Source organism: Mesobacillus sp., assembly GCF_057785455.1.
In genome coordinates this window covers 1-23536 of record NZ_JBYNSB010000041.1, presented here as the reverse complement: position 1 = coordinate 23536, position 23536 = coordinate 1, and the positions used below count along the sequence as shown (strand labels likewise).

Here is a 23536-nt window from a genome sequence, read left to right as displayed (position 1 = left end):
ACAGCATTTTATTACAAACTCTTCTGTAAAACCCTTTTTGGAAAATGGGGAATTTCTTTCGAAAGTATATAGAATAGCAACAAAGTATAGAAAAAAGCCTTTGTTTTTAAGTTTCGGCTTTGTTTTAGGTCAATGTTGTTTGGTTTTAACCAAAATCAATGAAAGATAAATATTATATTATGGAAAAAAGCCAGGCGTTCACTGCAGGCTATTACATAAGACAGATGTGTTTGTGTCAAAATAATTAACATTACGGCCTTTTCTGTCTCCCTCAGGGGCAATTTGTTGTATAATAATTGTTCTCGCTATATATTAAGGATGTAGCCAGTACTAAGAGAAAGGATGTATTTCATGTTTAATAAAATTGATATGCTTTCAATCGACTCAATCCGTACTTTATCGATTGATGCAATTGAGAAGGCAAATTCTGGACACCCAGGAATGCCTATGGGTGCAGCACCGATGGCTTATACCCTGTGGACTCGTTATATGAACATCAACCCTAAAAATCCTGAATGGTTTAATCGTGACCGCTTTGTATTATCTGCTGGACATGGTTCAATGCTGCTATACAGCTTATTGCATTTAGCAGGTTATGACCTTTCAATGGATGATATCAAACAATTCCGCCAGTGGGGCAGCAAGACGCCTGGCCACCCTGAATTTGGGCATACGGCTGGTGTGGATGCAACTACAGGCCCGCTTGGTCAGGGAATCGCTATGGCTGTTGGTATGGCAATGGCTGAACGTCACCTTGCAGCTGTATACAATAAAGAAAACTATAACCTAGTTGACCACTTTACATATAGCATTTGTGGAGATGGCGATTTGATGGAAGGTGTCTCTGCTGAGGCGGCATCCCTTGCAGCACATTTGAAGCTCGGCAGACTTGTCGTTCTTTACGATTCAAATGACATTTCACTGGACGGCGAATTGAACAAATCATTCTCCGAAAGCGTTGCGGACCGTTTCAAAGCATATGGATGGCAATATCTTCGTGTAGAAGACGGAAACAACCTGGAGGAAATCGCCAGAGCACTCGAAGAGGCTAAAACTGATGAAAATCGTCCTGCATTGATTGAAGTAAAAACAATTATTGGTTATGGCTCACCTAATCTTTCTGGTAAGTCAGACGTACACGGAGCACCGCTTGGCGCTGACGAATTGAAGCTTACAAAAGAAGCATACAAATGGACATTCGAAGAGGATTTCCATGTCCCATCCGAAGTTTATGATCACTTTAAACAGCAAATTGCTGACAAAGGTGAACAAGCCGAACAAGCCTGGAATGAACTTTTCGATAAATACAAGAGCGAGTTTCCTGAGCTAGGAAATCAGCTTGAGAAGGCTATGAAGGGTGAACTAGTTGAAGGATGGGATCAGGCTGTTCCTGTTTATGAAGAAGGAAAGAGCCTTGCAAGCCGTGCTTCATCTGGCGAGGCATTAAACGGAATTGCTAAAAACCTTCCTTATTTGGTTGGCGGATCTGCTGACCTTGCAGGGTCTAACAAAACGATGATCAAAGGAACAGGTGACTTCTTCCCAGGCTCATTTGAAGGCCGCAATATCTGGTTCGGTGTTCGTGAATTTGCGATGGGAGCAGCTATGAACGGCATGGCTTTACATGGCGGGCTAAAAGTATTTGGCGGAACATTCTTTGTATTCTCTGATTACCTGAAGCCAGCAATCCGTCTCGCAGCATTGATGGGATTGCCTGTCACTTACGTATTCACTCATGACAGTATTGCTGTAGGGGAGGATGGGCCAACTCATGAGCCAGTAGAACAACTTGCTGGATTAAGAGCTATGCCTAACCTATCAGTGATTCGTCCTGCAGATGGAAACGAGACAGCTGCAGCTTGGAAGCTGGCGGTTGAGTCAACCAAGACTCCAACAGCACTTGTGCTGACAAGACAAAACTTGCCGACAATCAAGGACACTGACAAGAACGCGTATGAAGGTGTATCTAAAGGTGCATATGTGATTTCACCTTCTGGGAAAGAATCTGCTGATGCAATGCTGCTTGCAGCTGGATCTGAAGTAGGTCTTGCAGTTCAAGCTCAGGAAGCGCTGGCTTCTGAAGGTATCCACGTTTCTGTAGTAAGCATGCCTTCATGGGATCGTTTTGAACAGCAATCCAAGGAATATATAGAAAGTGTAATTCCTAAATCTGTTAAGAAGCGCCTGGGTATCGAAATGGGCTCTTCCCTTGGCTGGCACCGTTATGTTGGTGACGAAGGTGAAGTATTGGCAATCGATACATTTGGAGCTTCAGCACCAGGCGAAAAAATCCTGGAAGAGTACGGATTCTCTGTAAATAATGTTGTAGCTCGTGTAAAAGCATTGCTTCAGCAAAATTAAGCTGTAATGAATCAAAAAAGGGCATGAGGCCAATCATCATTTGGTTAAATGCTCTTTTTTTTTGGCTCTTTTCTAATACTTTGTTGATATTCTCATTTTTGAAAACTCCTTTAAAATGTTTTTTAAAGAAGACTATGCAATAAAATGCTGTTGATTTCCGTTCCAGGTGCTTCGCTTTCCTCTGAAAAATTATGAAAAAGCCCAATTGCAGGCTTTTTCAAAAGCAAATTTTTCTTGGGGCGTGCGGGAGCCTCCTCGTCGCTTTGCTCCTGCGGGGTAAAATGGCCCCTTCATTCGGGCCATTTCTACCTAGGTCACACCTGTCCCGCTTCATCCCGAAGGAGTCTGCGCGCCTGGAACGAAGAGCAACAGGATCTTAATTCAACATAGGTGAAAGCAACAATCTTTGCGAAAACAGCCTTTTTTTTATGTCCACGGAAAGTGGAAAAATGGAAGAATAACGAGTATTCAACTCTAGTTTATTTGTTTGCTAAATCATGTTATAATGAGAAACTTAAGTTAATTACAATTTGTATTGAGATGAATGAGTGTGAATAAAAGTTTATGCCTTACTGATAATATGGAGATGAAAAAATAATGAATAAACGATGGTCGATCGGGGAAATTAAAAAATTCGTTGAGAATAATTCAGAAAGTAAGCTGTTATCGACAGAATATCACGGTTTTTCTCAAAAGCTGCTTTTTAAATGTGCATGCGGCAGCAACTTTGAAAAAACCTTTACGAAATTTAAAAATAATAACCAGCGAAAATGCGATGTATGCCAGCCTCCAAAAGAGTCACGCTAATACGAGATAAATTAACAATGCACCAACTTCTTTTCAAAAGAGGCTGGTGCTATTTTTCTTTTTGGATGAATTTACGGGAAAATAAAGGTCAACCAAGAGATTTTCCATTAAATACGAAAGACTAAAATGTTCATAATGAATATTGGTGAGAAGCCATTAGTGAAGCAATTCCTGAAAAAGAAAAAAAGAAGCTCCAAATTGCTGAGCATAGCAAGAAAATGTGACTAGTTTACTATTTATGAATTCATACAGAAGGTGCTCCCTGACTTTCTAAAGAATATAAATCAAGGGCATTTTCTGAGCATTGATTTTTTAATTCATGCTTCAGGCAAAGAAAACCCCTGCCCAAAATGGTTAGCAGCATGCCGAATTAAAGAATTTTATTATTCCTTGCATCCTTTTCGGTGTACTGAACGCCTAAAGTGTAGAAGCAAACAAGGAGGTGCTGCAAATGGAGCAGGAAGTATTGATGCAGCGAATACGAAATGGAGAGGATTCAGCTTTTGCTGAATTAATAAATCCATTGATAGAAAAAGGATATAGAACAAGCTTCAGTATTGTCAAATCAAAGGAACTTGCGGAAGAAGTTGTTCAAAATTCCATGATTGAGGCGTATCGGAACATAATGAGTGGCAAGGAAATTACCTATTTTAATACATGGTTTTATAAACTTGTTTCCCACCGATCAATTGATGTACTGAGAAAGAACGGCAGATTGAAAGAAACTGTTACTGAAATGGAGTACATAAAGAGTTCTGGCGGAATCCTCGATAACTTAATAAGAGAAGAGACTGATACCGAGATCAAAACAGGTATTATATCACTTGATAATCTTAACTATAAAAATGTCCTTCTCCTATACTATTATCAGGATCTCTCTATCCAGGAAGTTGCCGAAATACTAGATCTGAAAGCTTCAACGGTAAAATCTCATTTGCGCCGTGCAAGAATCGCCCTGAAGACAAGGTTGCTTGAAAATCAATTTATAGGAGTGAATTCATGATGAAGATGGAGGATGTAATAAAAAAGGAAATCGATGATGAGATGGAAAAGATCGAGGTGCCTAAATCTTTATATGAATTTGCACAAAATATAAAAGCAGAATCCGATACGAAAGATGTCCAATTAAGGCAAAAAACAAAACCAAAAACTAAGTGGATTCAATTTACAGCAGCAGTCATTGGTATAGGGGTGTTAACCGGCTCTGCTTTCTTGAATCCATCAATCGCAGAGATGGCTTCTAAAATTCCCTACCTGGGACAGGTATTTGAGTCGAAGCCTGTACACGAGCTTTTGTGGGATGCTCTTGAAAAGGAAGGCTATAAAGACTTTTCTATTGGAATGAGACCGGGTGAGGTTGCTGAAATCGAAATTCAGATTGCAGGTTCAGAAAAAGACGCAGATCGTGAAAGAAACAAGATTACCCAAATTACAGAAGAAATATTAAAAAGTAAAGGGTATGATTCCTATAAGATTAAAGTAGGTTCATACATCCCTGAGATTACTCCTCTTACAGAAGAAGATCTAAAAATGATCGAAGTAACAAAAAAGCTAGAAGAAGGACTTAAAAATAATGGATATAACTTGATTGGTGTTAACCCTTACAATGACGTGATTGAGGTTGCCATCCCTTTGACAGAGAAACGTCAAGAAGAGATTAAAGCGAAGACATTGGAACTGGCAAAAGCTAATGGTTTAGAGAAGGATGTTACCCTAACACTGGTTGATGTCGATAAAAATGAACGTGAAGGTATATGGACAGATTATCTTTGGAGTATCTATGAAGGCCTGGCGCTTAAAAAAGAATATAAGGTTTCAGGAAATGGTTATTCATATAAAAAGAACAATATGAAAATGATTATAAAAACTACGATTAAACCTGGTGACAGTGATGCGAAGGAAATCGTTGCTAACATTCGTAATGAAATTAAATCATTCGTTGATACCGAAAGAGTAAATTCAAAAGTTAAAGACGACACATATGAGATTATAATAAGAGATAAGAGTGGAAATGATTTTCCATATTGATTGAAGAAGCGGGGAATCCTCGCTTCTTTTATTGTTATGCAACTCGCGATTTTAAAATTAGAATTAGGGCCAATATAATATTGTTTGCCTATGAAAAATATGGTAAAATAAAATCGAACATAGGTTCTTATTAAGAGAAGAGAGGTTATGTAATGGTAACAGGAATTGTTCCTTATTTAGTGACGAATGGAAATGGGCAGGAAGCAGTAAAGTTTTATCAGGAAGCATTGGGTGCCGAGGTAGTAAGCTTGCAAACATTTGGAGATATGCCAGCTAACCCTGAGTATCCGACACCTCCTGAAGCGAAGGACCTGGTCTTGAATGCTCAATTAAAAGTAGGCAATGGAAGTTTGATGCTGTCTGACACGTTTCCGGGACAGCCTTATCAATTGGGCTCGCAGGTGACAGTGGCGTTGTTGGCAGATCATGCAGATGAAGCTAAAAGTATATTTGGAAAATTGCAGGACGGCGGAACGGTAACGATGCCTTTACAGGAAACGTTTTGGAGTCCTGCATATGGCCAGCTGAAAGATAAATTTGGAATTGAGTGGCAAATCTCTACTGAACCAGCTAAATAGTAAAAAGCAGGGCTGCACGCTGGCAGCCCTGCTTATAAAAAGAGTTACAGTGCATCCCGAATGACGTTTCTTGAGTAAAGTACTGATAAAAATCCAAAAATGGAGTAAAGAGCAGTATAAACCGCCATAACGATGAACATCGGCCACCATAATTCTGTTCCGAAGAAAAACCACCCTGATTTCACCGCAAAATAGCTGTGTGACAAGCCAATCAGTAAAGGAATACCGAAATTGAACGCTTGCTTGGCCTGAATTCCTTTGAGTATATCTCCCTGGGTAAACCCGAGCTTTCGTAAAATAGTATACTGTGGCTTTTCATCCTCACTTTGATCCATTTGTTTAAAATACAAAACGCATCCAGAAGTGACAAGGAATGTTAATCCTAGGAAGCCTACGATGAACATAATAAGACCCATCTGCTTTTTTTGATCATTTGCAAGATCAAGTCTGGAGCTGGTTCCTTCCTGTTCAGCTAATTTCATGACCTTAAAAATCTCATTTGCTTTTCCCAGTTTATTTACTTCCTTTATATCAATGCCTATATATAGTGAGGATCTTAACTGTAAAGATGAATCTTGATCCCCTTTGAACTTTTCGAATACAGCAGTGTCAATGACTGCGACAGGGGAGCTTCCAAAATATTTAGAAACCGGGTATTCTTTTTTCATGCCGAGATATTGCAGGGGAAGTCTTTCAGTTTTTCCAATTAACTCAATAGGTCCGGTATCCTTCATTGAAATGAACTTCATCATTATGTCGCTATAGCCTGTCAAGTACGCTTCATTTTTGTTGACCGAGATTCCATCAATTGATTTTTCACTTATAACAGAGACGCTCATAGAACGAGGATCCTGGGTGTATCCTTCGACCTTCAGCCCTATAATTTTTTCAGCATTTATCATCGCCTGATAAACTTCTATTTTTGTTTCATTAAAGCTAATATCCTCAGATGCTAGCTTATCTTTAAAACCATCTGCAGTGTGCTCATCAACAAAAGTAAAATGTGCCGGGACATTATTTTTTGCCATCTTCTCAGCAGAATAATATGATATATAGCTTAGTGACAGCAACCCGATTGCCAAAGCAGATATCGTCGTGATAATTGTCAGCAATAAAGCATTTGATTTCATCCTGAACATAATTGATGATAATGATAAAACTTCATTGATATTCAAATACCCATCTTTCTTCTTCCTGATCAAATTAGCAACAAAACTGACTGATCCTTTATATAAAAGATAAGTACCGAGAATGACGGAGCCGAGAATGAAAGTCATCGCCAGGAACAGCTCATTAACTGTGGTAAAATCCCCTTCAAACAGCAGTGACGACACATAATAGCCAGTCACAATCAAAGCGATGCCAAAAATCCCAATCAGAATTTCCAAAATTGATAACTTTTTAACCCTTCCTTCAGCAACCGAGATAACCCGGAACAAAGATAAAATACTCTGTCTTTTTATGAAGGTATAATTGGTAACCATGATAAGCAGATAAATAAAAGTGAAGACACCAACTGTCTGGATAAAGGCTCGGTCCGAAAAGTGGAGAGCAACAAGGCCCTCTACCTGAGTTATTTTAAAAAGGATCATGATAATGAGCTTCGAAAAGGCAAAGCCAAGGAATACACCAGCCATTAATGAACTGTAATAGAGGATAAAGTTTTCTGCAGACAAGATTTGAAAGATTTTACCCTTTGTCAGTCCTACAAGCTGGAATAATCCGATTTCCCTGCTTCTTCTTTTTATAAAAATATTATTGGCATAGATCAGGAAAATCGTAACAATGCCTATGAGTAAAATAGAAGCTGCTCTTATAGAAGCTGCACCTTTAATTGAACCCATCGTTTCATCCAGAGCTGGATCGTACTGTAAAGTGACGAAGGCGAAATATAGCGCAACACTGAAAATCAGCGCAAACACATATAGGTAATAATTCTTTATATTCTTTTTAAGATTTCGGAGCATAAGGTGATTAGTACTCATTTTGGACACCGCCCAATACACTCTGGGTTTTCATGATATCTTTGAAAAATGCTTGTCTTCCTTGTTCACCTTTGTTCAGCTCCATATAGATCTGACCATCCTTAATAAAAATCACTCTGCTGCCAAAGCTTGCTGCAACAGGGTCATGTGTGACCATCGCAATGGTTGCTTTCCTTTTCATATTCAGTTCACTCAGTTTATTCAGCAGGTCGGATGCTGATTTTGAATCGAGCGCTCCTGTTGGCTCATCAGCAAATATAATGCTTGGCTCGTGAATAAATGCCCTGGCAGCAGACGTACGCTGCTTTTGACCGCCAGATATCTCATTAGGATATTTATCCTTTATTTCCAGAATGCCAAGGTCCTCAGCTACGGATGAAAATTTATGGTCGGCCTCTTTTTTCGGGGTTTTGCTAACAGATAAGGGCAACAGGATATTTTCTTTAACCGTTAAGGTATCAAGAAGATTGTACTCCTGAAAGATAAAGCCAAGATGATGCTTCCTGAATTCAGCAAGCTGTTTTTCCTTCATATTTGTTATTTCATTTCCTTCAATTTTTATCGATCCGCCGCTCACTCGATCTATGGAAGAAAGAACATTTAATAGGGTGGTTTTTCCTGAGCCAGACGCCCCCATGATACTCACGAATTCGCCTTTGGCGATTTTTAAATCCAAACCTTTCAATACTTCTTGCTTATTGAATTTATTTCCGTATGTTTTGTGTAATTTTTGAGCCTCCAAAATGACCATTTCAGCACATCCTTTCTGTTATATCCTCATTATAAAAAGGCTGAGGCAATTCTTCCTTCGATTCAGCGAACAATCAATAAAAGCATGTGACATTTTTGTCACATGCCTGTTATCCTGACAAATTCATTCCGTTGTGGAAAGGTAAGAGTAAAGGAAGTTCCTTTCCCTAATGCTGATTTAACTTCCATTTTAATATGAAGTGAACCGGCAGCCTTCTTTGCCAGATAAAGCCCCATGCCTGTTGCCGCTTTATCATTGTGGAAATCTGTCGAAGTAAATCCTTTCTCAAATATACGAGGAAGGTCTCTTGGAGATATTCCCCGGCCGTTGTCTTTGACTTCAAGAATTGTCATATCACTCCTGATATAGGTTTTTACTAAAATATCAGATTCTGAACTGTATTTGACGGCGTTTGTCAGCAGCTGCCTGATAATAAATGCCAGCCATTTCACATCAGTTAGCACTACAGGAATATCCAAATCTACCTCAAGGCCGATTCCTTTTTGAATGCACCATGACTGAAGGTTTTTAATTTCAGCGTAAATCAGCTCTTCAAGATTAACTTCTTCAATATAAATATCCTTTTCCATGAAAGGAATTTTCCTTTGATGCAGCTGCTGGTCTAGCAGCAAATGGATGCGCAGCCATTCATAGCTTAATTCTTTTTTCAATAAAGGATCTTCAATACGGTCGAACATTAAATGAAGCGCAGACAGGGGAGTTTTTACTTCATGTATCCAGGCTAAGAGGTCATCCTTCTCCTGTTCAAGAGCAAGCTCAGCTTCTTCAGCCGTTTTCTTTAAGTTTAGAGTCTGGAGGATTAGACTATCTGAAACTAATTGCTCAAAAGGACTGGCAGGCGTGGGGAGGCGGGAAAGGTCCAAATCCTCATCCAGCTCCTTCATTCCGTGATAGTATCTTGTCTCCTTCTGGTAGCGAAAGATAAAGAATAAGATAAAAATAATAAATGAGAGAAAAACATAGTAGAACATGGATGCAGCTGCAATGGAGGGGTCAATGTATGTCAGGAATACAACGAGTCCCTGCAGGGTGATAAAAAGAAGAATCCAGCTGCTGCGTTCTTTTATATATAGCTTAAGCATTACTTTTCTCCTCATCCATTGCAAGGTAGCCTTGTCCGACTTTTGTGCTGATTTTGCTGCCAATCCCTAGCTCATCCAATTTTTTGCGCAATCTATTCACATTGACTGTCAGAGTATTATCGCTTATGAATCGTTTGTCATCCCATAAGCTATTAATTATCTCATCGCGGGTGACAATTTGATTCTTTTTTTCTATAAGTAACTTGAGGATCAGGATTTCATTTTTGGTCAGTTCAACCGTCCCAGCCTCATTAGACACAGTATTTTTATCATAATCAATGGTCGCACTGCCCCAAGTCTTCAGTTTGCTGAGAGTAGAATTATAATTATAAACGCGCCGCAATATGGCCTGTATTTTTGCAATAAGTACCTCAAAATGGAAGGGCTTTTGAACAAAGTCATCTGCACCTAGCTGCATGGACATGACCATATCAGTAGGATGATCCCTAGAAGAAAGGAAAATGATAGGGACATTTGAGTGTGACCGGATCATCCTGCACAAATGAAAGCCATCAAACATGGGCAGCTGTATATCTATAATCACTAAATCAGGTTCTATAGCAGTATATGCCTGCATGACCTTGGAAAAATCGGAAATTCCGGATACTTCATATGACCACTGAGTAAGCCGTGCTTTTACTTCATTAAATAAAGAAGCGTCATCTTCTACGAGTAAAATCTTAAACAATACAATGCACCACACTTTTAAGTTTCTCTAGAGTCATTGTAAAGGAAAAATTTTCTATAGGCTAGCTGTTTCCTTTCATGATTGAACAGCCTTCGGGTAAGCTATGGGTAAAACAATAATGAAGGTGATAGCCAATGGGTATAAAAAGTATATTGCTTTGCATGTTCCTGTCCTCTTTTGGTATGGAAACACAAGCAAACAGCCACACCTACTTAGAATATCTATCGTGAAATAGGGTATCAAACAGTTACTAAGGCTGTAAGGGAATTTGAAAATTATTTTTCTGCAGCTGTGAATCTTCCGACCAGACTTCCGCCAGGTGAGTTTACACATTGTTTTGCAAGGTTCAATGATTTTGAAGGAAATGCAAATGATAATCTTGAAGTGACATTTGTATCTGAACGATTCCCTGAGAATCACTATAAAATAGATATACGGCCCAATATCTCAAAGATAAAAGTACCAGCAAACCAAGTGCTCAAGACAGTAGAATTAACAGAGGGCCAAAATGGAACATTCATAAGGGTACCGGGATTTAATGTGCTTGTTTTTGAAAGAGACAATTTGCAGTATATTTTAAGTATCGATAAAAGAATGAGCCAACAGGGAACTGATTTACTAGTGAAAATCGCAGAGTCTTTAGATTGATGGAAGGGTGAGAGAGTGTGATTAAGAATTTTGAAGGGAAAACAGTTATAGTTACTGGGGGCTCCAATGGAATTGGAAAGGGCATAGCCTCTGCATTTGGTAAGCGAGGAGCCATAGTGTGCATAGCAGATAAGGCCGAGGAAGACGGTGAGAAGGCTGTTAAGCAAATTAGGGAACAGGGCGGAAAGGCTTACTTCTATAAAACGGATGTTCGGATTGAAGAGGATATTATCAACATGCTGGAGCAGGTTATGCGGGAATTCGGTAAAATTGATATCCTGATTAATAATGCGGGTGTCTCCAGATTTAAACCGTTATTTGAATTAACAACAGCTGAATGGGAAGACGTTGTCTTTACGAATCTGAGGAGTGTGTTCATAGGTTCCAGGGAAGCTGCCAAAAGGATGGATCAAGGGGGACGAATCATCAACATCGCTTCCACAAGGGCCACAATGTCTGAACCCAACTCTGAAGCATATGCCTCTTCAAAGGGAGGAATTGTTGCACTGACCCATGCACTGGCAGCTTCATTGCAAGAAAAAGGGATTACAGTGAACTGTATCAGTCCAGGATGGATCCAGACAGAGGATTATGATCAACTGCGGGAAAAGGACCACATCCAGCACTGGTCGAACAGGGTGGGGAAACCTGAAGACATTGCAAAAGCATGCATGTACTTATCTGATCAGGATAATGATTTCATCAATGGCCAAAATTTAATTATTGATGGAGGCATGACGAGAAAAATGATTTATGAAGAATAGAAAATAGGGAGCTGCTTATATAGGTGGCTCTCTTGTTTTTTGTCTGCATATTTTTATAAAATAGAGAAAGACAGCACGGAAAATGGGAGAGTAATGATGAAATTCAATAAAAAGAGACCCAAAAGGAAAAAGCAAATCCAGAGAAACTTTAATATCATCATGCTGCTGATTACAGTATTCATAGGCTTTTTTTTGTTTGATAGATTTCTAGATTCCTGGAAACAAGACTTTTCAAAAATCAATTTTGTTCCTGGCCCTTCAATCGGGGCGGTTGCCCAGTACACTCCATTCATCGAGCAGGAACTCCAAAAAGTCGGGCTGGCAGAGCATACTGTTACAGTTGCCGCCCTTATGATGCAGGAAAGCAAAGGGAAGGGCGGCGATCCAATGCAGGCCTCAGAATCGGCCGGTCTTGCCCCAAATACGATACAGGACCCTGAAAAAAGCATCCAGCAAGGAGTAAAGCATTTTCAACGGGCAGTTCAGTACGGTAACCAAAAACAGGTAGATTTTCCGACCGTTATTCAAGCTTATAATATGGGACTTGGCTATATAGATTTCATTTCAAGGAATGGCGGCAAGCATAGTGAGGAGCTGGCAAAGAAATACTCGATGATCCAGGTCGAGAAAAACCCACAAACCTATAATTGCGGCGGAGATGAAAATAATTTTCGCTATCCTTATTGCTATGGTGATTTCACCTACAGCACCAAGGTTGCTAAACATATTGAAACAATTACTGTAACAATGCAGCAAGAAGGAACGACAAAGAGTTCGTTCTGAAATATTGGTTGACTTTTCCAGCGGACAGAATTTATAATCAGCTTATCAATTAGAAGGGAGTGAGTTGACGTAATGCATAAATCAATAAAAATAACCTCGGAAATTAAATGTATGTCACTCGCTCATACGGAGAACTAAGTGCAAAAATTGTTTTGCATTCACATGACATGGCCATGAGGTTTTTTATAATCTCATGGCTTTTTTATGCAGTGCAACATTAAATCCAGGTCTATTTTTATCAAATGAACTGGAGGAAAAGGAAATGATGAAGTTAAGCTCAATGAATAATGTATTACAAACAATCGATGGAAATTGGAGAAGTCCCCTTGCAGAAACCATTCTGGAAAAATGGGGTTATGATCCCGGCTCGGTCTACTATTTCAGGGCAAGCGCCAATTTCTTGTTTATTTTTAAAAGAGAAGGGGAAAACTATTTTCTTAGATTCACCGACGCAAAAGAAAAAAGCATGGCTCACCTGGAAAGTGAAGTGCAAATTCTTGAATCCTTACGAAATGAACCTCTAAAGGTCTCGCTCCCTGTGGCTTCTAGAGATGGCAATCTGATTGAAGTGACAGAGACATCGGCAGGCACCTTTTATTCTGTGGTTTTTGAGGCACTTCCAGGTAAGCAATTTGAAGTTGAAGATTTAGGGTTGAACGGCTTTTACCAATGGGGCAAAGAGCTTGGAAAGCTGCATAACATTTTTAAATTGCTGCCTGCGGATATAAAAACAGAGCGGATCACCTATAGAGACCAGCTATCATGGGCAAAAAAATCTTTATCTTTGAGCGAAACTGCTGCCAGAAGTGAATTAACAGTGCTTCAGGATTGGATGGAGAACTTGGAGATAACCGAAGAAAATTTCGGGCTGATCCATTATGATTTTGAATTGGACAATCAGCGCTGGCTGAATGGGGAGATTGGAATATTGGATTTTGATGACTGCATGACACACTGGTATGCAGCCGATATTGCATTTGCTCTTCGCGATCTTTTAAAAACAGAAACCGATTTGACGAACCCAAAGGTTGTTGAGTTTATTAATGGCTACCAGAGCGAATTCCCATTAACCTCTAATATGGTAAAAGAGCTTCCAATGTTTATCAGGCTTCATAATTTGCTGACATTTACGGGGCTGATTGAGACTTTGGACGTTCCGGTGACAGAAGCATTGCCAGAGTCGTTAACCAATTTACGGAGCAAGCTTGAGGCATACAATGAAAATTACCGTCATTCATTGCAACAATAACAGAAATACATGGAACACCAGAATTATTCGGGTGTTTCTTTTTATTGCGATAAGACAATCAGATCCTGATTTTCTGTTTGAGTGGTTCTAATGGGAGACATTACAACAATGCGAGAAAGGCTTTTTCGTATGAATGGTTTTAATAAAGACCATTAGAACAATCCCAGGCCGGATTTTCCAGATGAAAGGTTTTTTTTAAGTAACTTAATAACAATCTGAGTACAGATAACCCGTGAATATCTCTTATGGAGGCCATAAGAAAAAAGTCACTAGCAGGATTTTCACTAATAATTGTTACATAAAGGTTATAACGTAAATAATGATGGAATACTTAAAAAAAAGCAGGAAAAAAGTATTGAGATGGTAAATATATTAGTAATAAATACCTATACTAAATTGCAGGAGGTGTATATGATGTTTGAATATGGAAAAGATATTCCGCTTGAAGGTGCGATTAGTAACCAAACGAATCAGCAAGGTGGAGCAGCTGAAGAGCAAGCAAAGGCTGAGGGTGCTGTTTTCACTTTTGATCACCGCAAGGATATTCCTCTTGATGGGATTAATCGATAAGAAAAGAAAAAAAGCCTGGATGCAGGCTTTTTTTCTTTTACTTAAAATTGCTTGGCAAATTCGTTTGCACGCTGGATCGCTTGTTGCTTAATCTCTTGTGCCTTGTCTGGCATTGCAGCCATACCTTCAATGGCGATTGTCTCAACATCTGTAACTCCCATAAAAGCCAAAACCGCACGCAAGTAACGGTCGCCAAATTCCAGATCCTTGGCAGGTCCTTCAGAATAAATGCCGCCGCGTGCCTGAATATGGAGAGCTTTTTTTCCATTGAGCAAGCCGACAGGTCCTTCTGCTGTATATTTGAAGGTCTTACCCGCGATAGCGATATTATCGATGTACATTTTCAGCTTTGGAGGGAAGATGAAATTCCAAAGTGGCGTGGCGAAAATGTATTTGTCACCGGCAATAAACTGTTCTGTTAGCTGATTTATCGCGCTAACCTTGTGTTTTTCATCATCGTTCAGCTGATCGAATGCTGTTCCCTGCTGAAGTTTTCCCCAGCCGCTGAATACATCTGTATCGATATATGGAACATCCATTTTGTAAAGGTCAAGTCGAATGACCTCATCGTTTGGATTATTTTCACGATAAGCTTTGATGAATTCCTCGCCAACTGACAAACTGAAGGATTCGTCAACTGATTTTGGGTTCGCAGTAATATATAGTACAGTAGCCATTCTTTCTTTTCATCCTTTCTCTATCTGATTAACAATGTTATATTCCCCAGAAATAGAAAAAGTATGCCTGTTTTCTGAAATATTTACCAACCATATAGAATCATTCTCTTAACTCGTGACTTTCAATTGGAAGATATTTATAATGAAAAGTAAGAAAGTTTTGAATTCGACATAATTAGTGGACTTTTGCAGCATCATTAGACAAACGAAGACTGAGTGTTTTCCTATAATTAAGACAAAAGCTTGTCTGCAGAGGAGGGGATCAAATTGAGATCCTATCAGCTTTATTTAATCGAAGATGAATTTGCCTCCCATTATTTCGGAAGAGAACGGATGTTTTATCAGTTATTTTTAGAATACAGCAAAGCAAATGGTGACTTGAAATCAATTATATCTAAACAGGTAGAGTTTGTTACAAAGCCAATTCCTGTTCTGCGAATCCACCAGCTGTTGCATCAACAGCTTTCCAAAACGAAAGGATTTAAGATTGAGGATGGAAAATACGTTTACGAGAATAAGAAAACATCGACTACGGCTATATTAAGGGTGAATGAAAGATGGCTAGAAATTGACTCCCAGGGTCAGGTAGATGCGGAAACGATTTTTTTTGAAATCCTGCGAAAGTGTGAAAGCTCATTCCTGGCAATCGACCTGCAATCAAGTAAATATGGTTGGTTAAAGCCTATTAAAGAGAGGAAGTATGTTTAGTATAGTTAAATTCGGACTTAAAATGGCCAGAAATAATTTTTGGTCATTCTTTTCATGATAATAATCGAAAAGTTTGCGGAAAATAGGTTAAATAATAGAGAAAAAAATCAGCAGATATTGTATAATAGCTGATGGTTTAGTACACTGTATGTTAGACAACTTGAAGGAGGAAGTTTTTATGTGGACTTATATTCTAGTCGGTATACTGACACTGATTGTCGGTGTAGCACTAGGATTTTTCATTGCTCGTAAATACATGGAGAGCTACCTTAAGAAAAATCCGCCAATCAATGAACAAATGCTAAAAATGATGATGATGCAAATGGGAATGAAACCATCCCAGAAGAAAATCAATCAAATGATGTCAGCTATGAACAAGCAGACAGGTAAATAATAGAGGACAAGCACTCATCCTGGGGATGGGTGCTTTTTCATTTCTGGGAGCAGAATAGCTTGTTTTCAGAGGTTTAATCAAAGTCCGAATGGAAAATTGGTGTATCTGATTACCCTTTAGCTAAAAACAAAGACAACATAATTTTTTATTTCATGTTCAGTTAATACGTATTATGGTATTATCTGTTTACCGGTTTGAAGCTGGAATTAACCATTAAGCAGGCAGGAACGGGGAGTGGAAAATGGGGAATAGGGTTGGGGAAGATGCAGCACAAAAGGTTGGCCCTGAATGGGTACAGGGATATATTGACTCAATTGAAAAAAGAACAGCCTTATATAAAAGAACATTATTTGTTGTAGTATTATCTCAGATCTTTGGCGGTGCCGGGCTGGCTGCAGGCATTACAGTTGGTGCGCTCCTGGCGAAAGATATGCTGGGCGGAGATAGCGCTGCCGGTCTGCCAACGGCTTTGTTTACCTTGGGGTCAGCGGGAGCAGCACTTATTGTTGGACGGCTTTCTCAAAGATGGGGCAGGCGCACTGGATTGGCATCAGGTTTTTTGGCTGGTGGACTAGGAGCAATAGGGGTCATAATTGCTGCAGTTACTAATAATTTCTATCTGCTGTTCGCTTCCTTGCTAATCTACGGTGCAGGAAGTGCGACAAATTTACAGGCTCGATACGCAGGGACCGACCTTGCTGACGCGAAGCAGCGGGCAACTGCGGTCAGTATTGCAATGGTCTCTACAACCTTCGGCGCTGTAGCAGGCCCGAATCTGATTGAAGTGATGGGGGAGTTTGCACGTGCTTTTGGAGTCCCTCCGCTTGCCGGCCCATTTTTTCTGGCGGCGGCCGCTTATCTGGCAGCAGGCCTGGTGCTGTTATTTTTCCTGCGGCCTGATCCATATGTTGTCGCAAGGGCAATTGCCATTGCAGAGAGAAATTCAGGTAATATTAACGCAGCTAACAGCATTGAAAATACAGTGGCAAATAAAAAAGGGATTGCTGTCGCGGCCCTTGTCATGGTCCTGACACAGCTGGTCATGGTTGCGATCATGACTATGACCCCCGTGCATATGGGTAAGCATGGTCACGGGTTGAGCGAAGTAGGAATGATTATTGGTTTCCACGTAGGTGCGATGTATCTTCCTTCATTATTGACAGGGATTTTGGTCGATAAAATTGGGAGAACCGTAATGGCAATTGCGTCTGGAGTAACACTATTGGCTTCCGGGTTACTGGCTGCAATGGCTCCTGGCGAGTCAATGCTGCTCTTGACCATTGCCTTGATTTTATTGGGATTAGGATGGAACTTTGGGCTGATCAGCGGAACTGCTTTGCTTGTTGATGCGACAAATGCAACAAACAGGGCGAAAATGCAAGGTACAGTCGATGTCCTTGTTGCTTTATCTGGTGCCACTGGAGGAATCCTTTCGGGGATGGTCGTCGCACATTCAAGCTATGCTTTTCTTTCGATCGCAGGAGGTATACTCTCCCTGATGTTAATTCCCTTTGTTGTTTGGACACATAAGAAGAGTACTTAAAAAATGTATGTGATTTAAGCCTGGGATCCTTCCCAGGCTTTTTTAAGATTAAGGGTCAAGTATTTCGATTAATTAAGGTTAAGGAGTTCTTATCCAGCAGGTTAATGAATGCAAGGTGGACAACTAATGCAAAACTTTTCTTTATTGGCGGGGTAATCACTACCCTGCAGGCTGGTTTTAGAAAATAAAAACAAAGTAAAAAAGGCATTGTAGATTATCAATGCCTTTTTTGCGATTAATCAAGAAGCGATTTAATTTGTGATAGGACATCCCGGGGACTGAAGGGCTTCATAATGTAGGCATTTGCCCCTAATTCGTTCCCGCGCTGCAGGTCCTGGGCTTCACCCTTGGCAGATAGCATGATGACCGGTGTATTGGAGGTTTTCCTCAGCTCTTCGAGTACAGAGAAACCATTCTTTCCCGGCATAAGTATGTCTAATATGATCAAGTCATATTGTTCGCTAAGCGCTTTATCGAGAGCGTCATTTCCGTTTGCTGTCAGTTCGACTTGAAACGAGTCACGCTCTAGATATAATTTTAATAAATTGGCTATTCTTAGTTCGTCCTCGGCAACCAGAACTTTCTTCCCCATTTTCTCCCCCTGCTTTTTTAATTAATAGTATACACTATGTTCGGGTTGTTTAACTTAGATTTATTCTGCGGTGATGGATGAGGGATTCACAAAGTACAAAAGTACTTTTTTTATTGCAATAAATTTTAAGCCATGCTAAGATGTGACCTATATAAAATTAATTCATACTATACTTATAGGAATTATATAAATTAAAATTGGAGTGAACATTATGGGAAGAGAGTTTATTCCTTTATTTGATGATTGGGCAGAGAATTATGATGATTCCGTATCCGGAAACGATGAACAATACAAAGAAGTATTTGAAGATTATGATAGAATATTAGAAGCCGTGGCTTATAAATCGAAAGGGAGGGTTATTGAATTTGGTGTAGGCACCGGAAACTTGACTGAAAAGCTGATTGCTGCTGGAAGAGAAGTAATCGCGGTTGAACCGTCAAAGGTCATGAGAGAAAAGACAAAAGCCAGGTTTTTGAATCTCCAGTTAATTGATGGGGATTTTCTGAATTTTCCTGAGCTTCCGGCTAAGGTCGATTCAGTTGTCAGCACATATGCATTTCATCATTTGACCGATCAGGAAAAAAACGATGCCATCAGACTTTATTCTGGTTTGCTAACTGAGTCTGGTAAAATTGTTTTCGCTGACACGGCCTTCAAAGATGAGAATGACAAGCGAGAGCGGCACAGGATTGTTAATGAGCAAGGATATGAAAAACTGCTCGAGGATCTTCAAAGAGAGTATTACACAACCCTTGAAGTATTAGAACAGATTTTTATTGAAAATGGCTTTCATGTCAGCTTTGAAAAAATGAATACGTATGTATGGCTGATAGAGGCTGAAAAGAAAAGAGAAATATAGATTCGATTGGAGTGTAGCAGCAATGCGTGTAGGAATAATCGGTGCAATGGATGAAGAAGTGGATTTGCTTCGCAGTAAACTTGAAGACCGGGAAGATTTGATTCTGGCCGGAACTGAATTTTATTCAGGCAAGATAGAAAGTTTAGAAGTTGTTCTGCTGAAGTCTGGAATTGGAAAAGTGAACGCAGCAATGGGAACGACATTGCTAATTGATAAATTTCAGCCAGATTTGATTATTAATACTGGATCTGCTGGAGGTTTTCACAGCGAGCTCAATGTTGGGGATGTCGTGATTTCATCCGCAGTCACCCATCATGATGTGGATGTAACAGTGTTTGGCTATGAATATGGCCAAGTTCCAAGAATGCCGGCATATTATATTCCGGATGAAAAATTGGTTTCAATTGCTGAAAAAAGTGCAGCAAGCATAGATGGAATCCAGGTAGTGCAAGGCTTGATTGCTTCTGGTGACTCATTCATGAGTGATCATGACCGTGTGGAATTCATTAGAACGAAGCTTCCGAACCTTTACGCGGCTGAAATGGAAGCGGCAGCGATTGCCCAGGTTGCCCATCAATTTGAAGTGCCATTTGTGATTATCCGGTCATTATCCGATATAGCAGGAAAAGACTCAAATGTTTCCTTTGACCAGTTTCTTGAAACAGCTGCAAAAAATTCTGCAGAACTTATTCTGCTAATGCTTGAGGAGTTGAAATAATATGGTGAAAAAAATGAATGTTGAAAGCTTCAATCTTGATCATACAAAGGTAGCTGCACCTTATGTCCGTCTTGCCGGAACAACAAAGGGAGCAAATGGAGATGTGATCCACAAGTATGATATCCGTTTCTGCCAGCCAAATCAGGAACATATGGAAATGCCTGGTTTGCATTCACTAGAGCATCTTATGGCTGAAAATATCCGAAACCACCATGACACAGTCGTTGATATCAGTCCAATGGGCTGCCAGACTGGCTTCTATTTGTCTGTGATCAATCATGACGATTATGACAATATACTGGAAGTTCTTGAAAAAACATTACAGGATGTACTCGAAGCAGATGAGGTGCCAGCCTGCAATGAAATTCAATGCGGATGGGCAGCAAGCCACAGCCTTGAAGGAGCAAAAGAAATAGCAGCAAAGATGCTGGCCAAGAAGGATGAATGGCGCCAGGTGTTTGCTGAATAAGGAGAGAAATCAGATGGCGGTATACAGCAGTATACATGAAATTATTGGGCAGACACCATTGCTGGAGATAACCCAATTTCAGCTGCCTAACCAAGTTCGTATATTTGCCAAACTGGAATATTTGAATCCGGGCGGGAGTATTAAAGACCGCCTGGGTTTGGAATTGATTCATGAAGCATTGCGAACTGGGAAGCTTCAGGCCGGTGGCACCATTATTGAACCAACAGCTGGAAATACAGGAATCGGCCTTGCCTTAGCAGCCATTTCCCAAAATCTTAAGGTCATTTTTGTTGTTCCTGAAAAATTCAGTATTGAAAAACAAGAGATCATGAAGGCATTAGGTGCTGAAATTATCCATACCCCTACCTCTGAAGGAATGGAAGGAGCAATCAAAAAGACGAACAATCTTCTAAAATCCATATCCAATTCTTATTCCCCCTCCCAATTCTCCAATCCTGCTAACCCGGAAGTCTACTATAAAACGCTCGGACCGGAGATTTGGAACGACATGCAGGGTGATATTTACGCCTTTGTCGCAGGAGCAGGTACGGGCGGGACTTTTATGGGCACTTCGAAATTCCTTAAGGAACAAAATCAGTCCATAAAAACAGTCATCGTTGAACCGGAAGGCTCTATTCTTAATGGAGGCAATCCTGGTCCCCATAAAACAGAAGGAATCGGAATGGAGTTCCTTCCTGCCTATATGGATCCTTCTTACTTTGATAAAATCCATACCATTTCCGACCACGATGCATTTAAAACCGTAAAGGATTTAGCGAGAAAAGAAGGGGTCCTGGCGGGCAGTTCATCTGGAGCGGCCCTTTACGCTGCATTGATTGAAGCAGAATGCGCCCCAAAAGGCGCAAAAATCGTAACCGTTTTTCCGGATGGAAGCGATCGTTATATAAGCAAAAAAATATATGAAGGAGGCATTTAATAATGAAGCGAAAAACAAAAATGATACATGGCGGAATACCTGGAGATAAAACGACAGGTGCCGTTTCTTTCCCTATTTATCAAGTTAGCACCTATAAGCAGGATGAAGTTGGAGTCCACAAAGGCTACGAATACTCCAGAACCGGCAACCCAACGCGTTTTGCGCTGGAGGAGCTGATTAAGGATCTCGAGGAAGGGGAGAGAGGATTTGCCTTTGGGTCAGGTATGGCTGCGATCACTGCAGTCATGATGCTCTTCAGCTCAGGTGACCATGTCATTTTGAATGATGATGTCTATGGCGGAACCTACCGGATAATGAACAAGGTCCTTAACAGAATCGGGATACAATCCAGCTTTGTAGATACTACAGACCTTGATGCTATCAAAGACGCAATCAAGCCAAATACGAAAGCTTTATATATCGAGACACCAACCAATCCATTGTTAAAGGTGACTGACATTAAGTCAGCGGCACAATTGGCAAAAGAACATGGGCTGCTGACGATTGTTGACAATACCTTCAGTACTCCTTACTGGCAGACACCATTGACTCTGGGGGCAGATGTTGTCCTTCATTCAGCCACCAAATATCTCGGAGGACACAGCGATGTTGTGGCAGGCTTAGTTGTCGTCAATAATGAAAAGTTAGCCGATGACTTACACTTTGTCCAAAACTCCACTGGGGGAATTTTAGGGCCACAGGATTCCTGGCTGCTCATAAGAGGCATAAAAACGTTAGGACTTCGAATGGAGGCGCATGAAGCCAATACTTTGAAAATCGTCGAGTTCCTTTCTGCCCACAAAGCAGTGGACAAAGTCTATTATCCTGGCCTGGAATCTCATCCACAGCATGCTATCGCAAAAACACAGGCAGACGGTTTTGGTGGAATGGTAAGCTTCGATGTCGGCAGTGCTGAAAAAGCAGCTGAAGTTCTCAGCAAGGTCAAATACTTCACCCTTGCTGAAAGTCTTGGTGCAGTGGAAAGTTTGATATCTGTTCCGGCCAAGATGACCCATGCTTCCATTCCCGCTGAAAGACGGGCAGAATTGGGAATTAACGATGGATTGATCAGAATATCCGTAGGCATAGAAGATGTCGAGGATTTAATAGACGATTTGCAGAATGCACTTCAATAAAAAAATCAGCTCCTGATAATCAGGGGCTGATTTTTTGTAGATTCAAACAAGACTGATGGCTATTTTAGTTATTGTCATTGTCGTTGTTGTTATCATCTTCTTTTTCTTTCTTCAATACTTTTCCTGTCTTCGCATCAATTTCCACTTCGTACATAGCATCTGGTGCCTTAATATACACTTCGTATTTTTGGACCCCGTTTTCAGTTTCCAATTCAACTTTATGTACAGTACCAGCAACTTCTTTTAAGGCGATTTCCTTTGCTTGAACTTCAGTGATCTGATTCTGGGCACTTTCTCCAGAACCCTCATTAATCACCTCTGCTTGAATCATCCCTGAATTCATAAGCATAAAAAATGCAGCTGCCACAGCTATTGAGAAATTTTTCATATTAACCCTCCTTTCACTTTTTTAATTTGCATTATAACAGGAAGAAATATGCAATTAAATTATAAATTAAGTCGGTAGAACTAGAGGGATTGGATTTACAAAATTGATTAAGTGTGGAGCCGGGAAGGTTTTCTTAAGGAACAAGGAATCTTCAAGAAGATTAATGACTTTAGTAACTTTTATAAGGACCACCAATGGTTAGAAATTTAGTGGTGGAATGTCCTAATAGACTTTATAAGGATCTTCCAGGATGAATTTTTGGTGCTGGAGGGTCTTATTAGCCTTTTTTAGAACCATCTGCGGTTAGCAATATAGAGGTGGAAGGTCCTAATAGCCATCATTAGAACCTTCCATGAGGGATTTTTTTTGTTCGAAGGTCTTAAGAGCCTTTATTAGAACCATCTTTGGTTGGAAATTAAGAAGGGAAGGTCCTAATAGCCATTAAGGACCAACCACTAGGAATTTTTGGTGCTGGAAGGTCTTAATAGCTTTTGAAATGCAAACCCGCGTAAGAAAAAAATTATAAGGATAAAGCAATAAGGTTCTTCTTTTAAAAATAGGCTCTGTTAAAGCTTAATGTTGATTTTAACTCCTGTTGCTCTTCGTTCCAGGCGCGTAGACTCCTTCGGGATGAAGCGGGCAGGTGAGACCCCGGTAGAAATGGCCCGAAAAGAAAGGGGCCATTTTACCTCGCAGAAGCGAAGCGACGAGGAGGCTCACCGCACGCCCCAAGAAAAATTTGCTCTTGAAAAAGCCGGCAATTGGGCTTTTTCATAATTTTTCAGAGGAAAGCGAAGCGC

The 23536-nt window shown here is 40.2% G+C and carries 25 protein-coding genes; 18 read left to right on the top strand and 7 right to left on the bottom strand.

What is annotated here, in order from left to right:
• Nucleotides 1-351: 351 nt before the first annotated feature.
• The 5 genes from tkt (at nucleotide 352) to AC3EBE_RS16375 (ending at nucleotide 5774) form a co-directional block, all read left to right on the top strand.
• Nucleotides 352-2361 carry a transketolase gene (gene tkt / locus AC3EBE_RS16395; RefSeq protein WP_488596116.1) on the top strand — a complete coding sequence of 670 codons (2010 nt, stop codon included), beginning with the start codon at nucleotides 352-354 and terminating at the stop codon, nucleotides 2359-2361.
• A 597-nt stretch (nucleotides 2362-2958) separates the two neighbouring features.
• Complete coding sequence (locus tag AC3EBE_RS16390) at nucleotides 2959-3168, top strand: hypothetical protein (RefSeq protein WP_488596115.1); 210 nt, start codon at nucleotides 2959-2961, stop codon at nucleotides 3166-3168.
• 451 nt (nucleotides 3169-3619) lie between these two features.
• Nucleotides 3620-4171 carry an RNA polymerase sigma factor gene (locus AC3EBE_RS16385; RefSeq protein ID WP_488596114.1) on the top strand — a complete coding sequence of 184 codons (552 nt, stop codon included), beginning with the start codon at nucleotides 3620-3622 and terminating at the stop codon, nucleotides 4169-4171.
• Entirely contained in the window at nucleotides 4168-5196 is a 1029-nt protein-coding gene (locus AC3EBE_RS16380) for a hypothetical protein (protein ID WP_488596113.1), read from the top strand. Before AC3EBE_RS16385 ends, AC3EBE_RS16380 begins: the two co-directional genes overlap by 4 nt.
• A gap of 152 nt (nucleotides 5197-5348) precedes the next feature.
• Nucleotides 5349-5774, top strand: coding sequence for a VOC family protein (locus AC3EBE_RS16375; RefSeq protein WP_488596112.1), 426 nt, complete (start codon nucleotides 5349-5351; stop codon nucleotides 5772-5774).
• Nucleotides 5775-5818: 44 nt separating this feature from the next.
• On the opposite strand, the gene AC3EBE_RS16370 is transcribed toward AC3EBE_RS16375, so the two are convergent.
• The 4 genes from AC3EBE_RS16370 to AC3EBE_RS16355 all read right to left on the bottom strand — a co-directional run bounded on the left by AC3EBE_RS16370 (nucleotide 5819) and on the right by AC3EBE_RS16355 (nucleotide 10301).
• Nucleotides 5819-7759 (bottom strand): FtsX-like permease family protein, encoded by a 1941-nt coding sequence (locus tag AC3EBE_RS16370; RefSeq protein WP_488596111.1) that lies wholly within the window; start codon nucleotides 7757-7759, stop codon nucleotides 5819-5821.
• Entirely contained in the window at nucleotides 7749-8510 is a 762-nt protein-coding gene (locus AC3EBE_RS16365; RefSeq protein ID WP_488596110.1) for an ABC transporter ATP-binding protein, read from the bottom strand. The genes AC3EBE_RS16370 and AC3EBE_RS16365 overlap by 11 nt, the downstream gene beginning before the upstream one ends.
• 98 nt (nucleotides 8511-8608) lie before the next feature.
• Nucleotides 8609-9613, bottom strand: a complete 1005-nt coding sequence (locus tag AC3EBE_RS16360; RefSeq protein WP_488596109.1) for an ATP-binding protein — start codon at nucleotides 9611-9613, stop codon at nucleotides 8609-8611.
• Nucleotides 9606-10301 (bottom strand): response regulator transcription factor, encoded by a 696-nt coding sequence (locus AC3EBE_RS16355; protein WP_488596108.1) that lies wholly within the window; start codon nucleotides 10299-10301, stop codon nucleotides 9606-9608. Before AC3EBE_RS16355 ends, AC3EBE_RS16360 begins: the two co-directional genes overlap by 8 nt.
• Nucleotides 10302-10592: 291 nt before the next feature.
• Here AC3EBE_RS16355 and AC3EBE_RS16350 point away from each other — a divergent pair, with 291 nt between their 5' ends.
• The 5 genes from AC3EBE_RS16350 to AC3EBE_RS16330 all read left to right on the top strand — a co-directional run bounded on the left by AC3EBE_RS16350 (nucleotide 10593) and on the right by AC3EBE_RS16330 (nucleotide 14315).
• Entirely contained in the window at nucleotides 10593-10949 is a 357-nt protein-coding gene (locus AC3EBE_RS16350; protein ID WP_488596107.1) for a hypothetical protein, read from the top strand.
• A gap of 17 nt (nucleotides 10950-10966) precedes the next feature.
• Nucleotides 10967-11713 carry an SDR family NAD(P)-dependent oxidoreductase gene (locus AC3EBE_RS16345; RefSeq protein WP_488596106.1) on the top strand — a complete coding sequence of 249 codons (747 nt, stop codon included), beginning with the start codon at nucleotides 10967-10969 and terminating at the stop codon, nucleotides 11711-11713.
• Nucleotides 11714-11806: 93 nt separating this feature from the next.
• Nucleotides 11807-12496, top strand: a complete 690-nt coding sequence (locus AC3EBE_RS16340; protein ID WP_488596105.1) for a lysozyme family protein — start codon at nucleotides 11807-11809, stop codon at nucleotides 12494-12496.
• A 262-nt stretch (nucleotides 12497-12758) separates the two neighbouring features.
• Nucleotides 12759-13745 carry a phosphotransferase enzyme family protein gene (locus AC3EBE_RS16335; protein ID WP_488596104.1) on the top strand — a complete coding sequence of 329 codons (987 nt, stop codon included), beginning with the start codon at nucleotides 12759-12761 and terminating at the stop codon, nucleotides 13743-13745.
• A gap of 291 nt (nucleotides 13746-14036) precedes the next feature.
• A complete protein-coding gene (locus tag AC3EBE_RS16330; RefSeq protein ID WP_488596103.1) occupies nucleotides 14037-14315 on the top strand; it encodes a hypothetical protein in 279 nt (92 codons plus the stop codon).
• Nucleotides 14316-14356: 41 nt separating this feature from the next.
• Here the strand turns inward: AC3EBE_RS16330 and AC3EBE_RS16325 are convergent, their stop codons facing one another.
• Nucleotides 14357-14992, bottom strand: coding sequence for an FMN-dependent NADH-azoreductase (locus AC3EBE_RS16325; RefSeq protein WP_488596102.1), 636 nt, complete (start codon nucleotides 14990-14992; stop codon nucleotides 14357-14359).
• 267 nt (nucleotides 14993-15259) lie between these two features.
• Here AC3EBE_RS16325 and sirA point away from each other — a divergent pair, with 267 nt between their 5' ends.
• The 3 genes from sirA (at nucleotide 15260) to AC3EBE_RS16310 (ending at nucleotide 17637) form a co-directional block, all read left to right on the top strand.
• Nucleotides 15260-15700 (top strand): sporulation inhibitor of replication protein SirA, encoded by a 441-nt coding sequence (sirA, locus tag AC3EBE_RS16320; RefSeq protein WP_488596101.1) that lies wholly within the window; start codon nucleotides 15260-15262, stop codon nucleotides 15698-15700.
• Between the two features lie 178 nt (nucleotides 15701-15878).
• A complete protein-coding gene (locus AC3EBE_RS16315) occupies nucleotides 15879-16094 on the top strand; it encodes a YneF family protein (protein WP_488596100.1) in 216 nt (71 codons plus the stop codon).
• A 241-nt stretch (nucleotides 16095-16335) separates the two neighbouring features.
• The gene (locus tag AC3EBE_RS16310) at nucleotides 16336-17637 is read left to right on the top strand and encodes an MFS transporter (protein ID WP_488596099.1); all 1302 of its coding nucleotides are present in this window, start codon (nucleotides 16336-16338) and stop codon (nucleotides 17635-17637) included.
• Between the two features lie 235 nt (nucleotides 17638-17872).
• Here the strand turns inward: AC3EBE_RS16310 and AC3EBE_RS16305 are convergent, their stop codons facing one another.
• Nucleotides 17873-18229 (bottom strand): response regulator transcription factor, encoded by a 357-nt coding sequence (locus AC3EBE_RS16305; RefSeq protein ID WP_488596098.1) that lies wholly within the window; start codon nucleotides 18227-18229, stop codon nucleotides 17873-17875.
• A 211-nt stretch (nucleotides 18230-18440) separates the two neighbouring features.
• On the opposite strand from AC3EBE_RS16305, the gene AC3EBE_RS16300 reads away from it, so the two are divergent.
• The 5 genes from AC3EBE_RS16300 to AC3EBE_RS16280 are packed head-to-tail and all read left to right on the top strand — an operon-like array spanning nucleotide 18441 to nucleotide 22348.
• Nucleotides 18441-19088, top strand: a complete 648-nt coding sequence (locus AC3EBE_RS16300; protein WP_488596097.1) for a class I SAM-dependent DNA methyltransferase — start codon at nucleotides 18441-18443, stop codon at nucleotides 19086-19088.
• Between the two features lie 22 nt (nucleotides 19089-19110).
• On the top strand, nucleotides 19111-19806 hold the full coding sequence (gene mtnN, locus AC3EBE_RS16295) for a 5'-methylthioadenosine/S-adenosylhomocysteine nucleosidase (RefSeq protein WP_488596096.1): 696 nt from the start codon (nucleotides 19111-19113) through the stop codon (nucleotides 19804-19806).
• 1 nt (nucleotide 19807) lies between these two features.
• On the top strand, nucleotides 19808-20275 hold the full coding sequence (locus AC3EBE_RS16290) for an S-ribosylhomocysteine lyase (protein WP_488596095.1): 468 nt from the start codon (nucleotides 19808-19810) through the stop codon (nucleotides 20273-20275).
• A 13-nt stretch (nucleotides 20276-20288) separates the two neighbouring features.
• On the top strand, nucleotides 20289-21212 hold the full coding sequence (locus AC3EBE_RS16285) for a PLP-dependent cysteine synthase family protein (protein ID WP_488596094.1): 924 nt from the start codon (nucleotides 20289-20291) through the stop codon (nucleotides 21210-21212).
• Nucleotides 21213-21214: 2 nt separating this feature from the next.
• A complete protein-coding gene (locus AC3EBE_RS16280) occupies nucleotides 21215-22348 on the top strand; it encodes a bifunctional cystathionine gamma-lyase/homocysteine desulfhydrase (RefSeq protein WP_488596093.1) in 1134 nt (377 codons plus the stop codon).
• Between the two features lie 64 nt (nucleotides 22349-22412).
• Here AC3EBE_RS16280 and AC3EBE_RS16275 read toward each other — a convergent pair whose 3' ends face one another.
• On the bottom strand, nucleotides 22413-22736 hold the full coding sequence (locus AC3EBE_RS16275) for a PepSY domain-containing protein (RefSeq protein ID WP_488596092.1): 324 nt from the start codon (nucleotides 22734-22736) through the stop codon (nucleotides 22413-22415).
• Nucleotides 22737-23536: the final 800 nt, after the last annotated feature.

Bases quoted from the DNA above. Each gene is read 5' to 3' on its own strand.
- AC3EBE_RS16280 (WP_488596093.1), top strand. From the start codon at position 21,215: ATGAAGCGAAAAACAAAAATGATACATGGCGGAATACCTGGAGATAAA.
- tkt (WP_488596116.1), top strand. From the start codon at position 352: ATGTTTAATAAAATTGATATGCTTTCAATCGACTCAATCCGTACTTTA.
- AC3EBE_RS16305 (WP_488596098.1), bottom strand. From the start codon at position 18,229: ATGGGGAAGAAAGTTCTGGTTGCCGAGGACGAACTAAGAATAGCCAAT.
- AC3EBE_RS16335 (WP_488596104.1), top strand. From the start codon at position 12,759: ATGATGAAGTTAAGCTCAATGAATAATGTATTACAAACAATCGATGGA.
- AC3EBE_RS16365 (WP_488596110.1), bottom strand. From the start codon at position 8,510: ATGGTCATTTTGGAGGCTCAAAAATTACACAAAACATACGGAAATAAA.
- AC3EBE_RS16375 (WP_488596112.1), top strand. From the start codon at position 5,349: ATGGTAACAGGAATTGTTCCTTATTTAGTGACGAATGGAAATGGGCAG.
- mtnN (WP_488596096.1), top strand. From the start codon at position 19,111: ATGCGTGTAGGAATAATCGGTGCAATGGATGAAGAAGTGGATTTGCTT.
- AC3EBE_RS16315 (WP_488596100.1), top strand. From the start codon at position 15,879: ATGTGGACTTATATTCTAGTCGGTATACTGACACTGATTGTCGGTGTA.
- AC3EBE_RS16370 (WP_488596111.1), bottom strand. From the start codon at position 7,759: ATGAGTACTAATCACCTTATGCTCCGAAATCTTAAAAAGAATATAAAG.
- AC3EBE_RS16360 (WP_488596109.1), bottom strand. From the start codon at position 9,613: ATGCTTAAGCTATATATAAAAGAACGCAGCAGCTGGATTCTTCTTTTT.
- AC3EBE_RS16310 (WP_488596099.1), top strand. From the start codon at position 16,336: ATGGGGAATAGGGTTGGGGAAGATGCAGCACAAAAGGTTGGCCCTGAA.
- AC3EBE_RS16380 (WP_488596113.1), top strand. From the start codon at position 4,168: ATGATGAAGATGGAGGATGTAATAAAAAAGGAAATCGATGATGAGATG.
- AC3EBE_RS16290 (WP_488596095.1), top strand. From the start codon at position 19,808: ATGGTGAAAAAAATGAATGTTGAAAGCTTCAATCTTGATCATACAAAG.
- AC3EBE_RS16325 (WP_488596102.1), bottom strand. From the start codon at position 14,992: ATGGCTACTGTACTATATATTACTGCGAACCCAAAATCAGTTGACGAA.
- AC3EBE_RS16300 (WP_488596097.1), top strand. From the start codon at position 18,441: ATGGGAAGAGAGTTTATTCCTTTATTTGATGATTGGGCAGAGAATTAT.
- AC3EBE_RS16385 (WP_488596114.1), top strand. From the start codon at position 3,620: ATGGAGCAGGAAGTATTGATGCAGCGAATACGAAATGGAGAGGATTCA.
- AC3EBE_RS16275 (WP_488596092.1), bottom strand. From the start codon at position 22,736: ATGAAAAATTTCTCAATAGCTGTGGCAGCTGCATTTTTTATGCTTATG.
- AC3EBE_RS16340 (WP_488596105.1), top strand. From the start codon at position 11,807: ATGATGAAATTCAATAAAAAGAGACCCAAAAGGAAAAAGCAAATCCAG.
- AC3EBE_RS16285 (WP_488596094.1), top strand. From the start codon at position 20,289: ATGGCGGTATACAGCAGTATACATGAAATTATTGGGCAGACACCATTG.
- AC3EBE_RS16390 (WP_488596115.1), top strand. From the start codon at position 2,959: ATGAATAAACGATGGTCGATCGGGGAAATTAAAAAATTCGTTGAGAAT.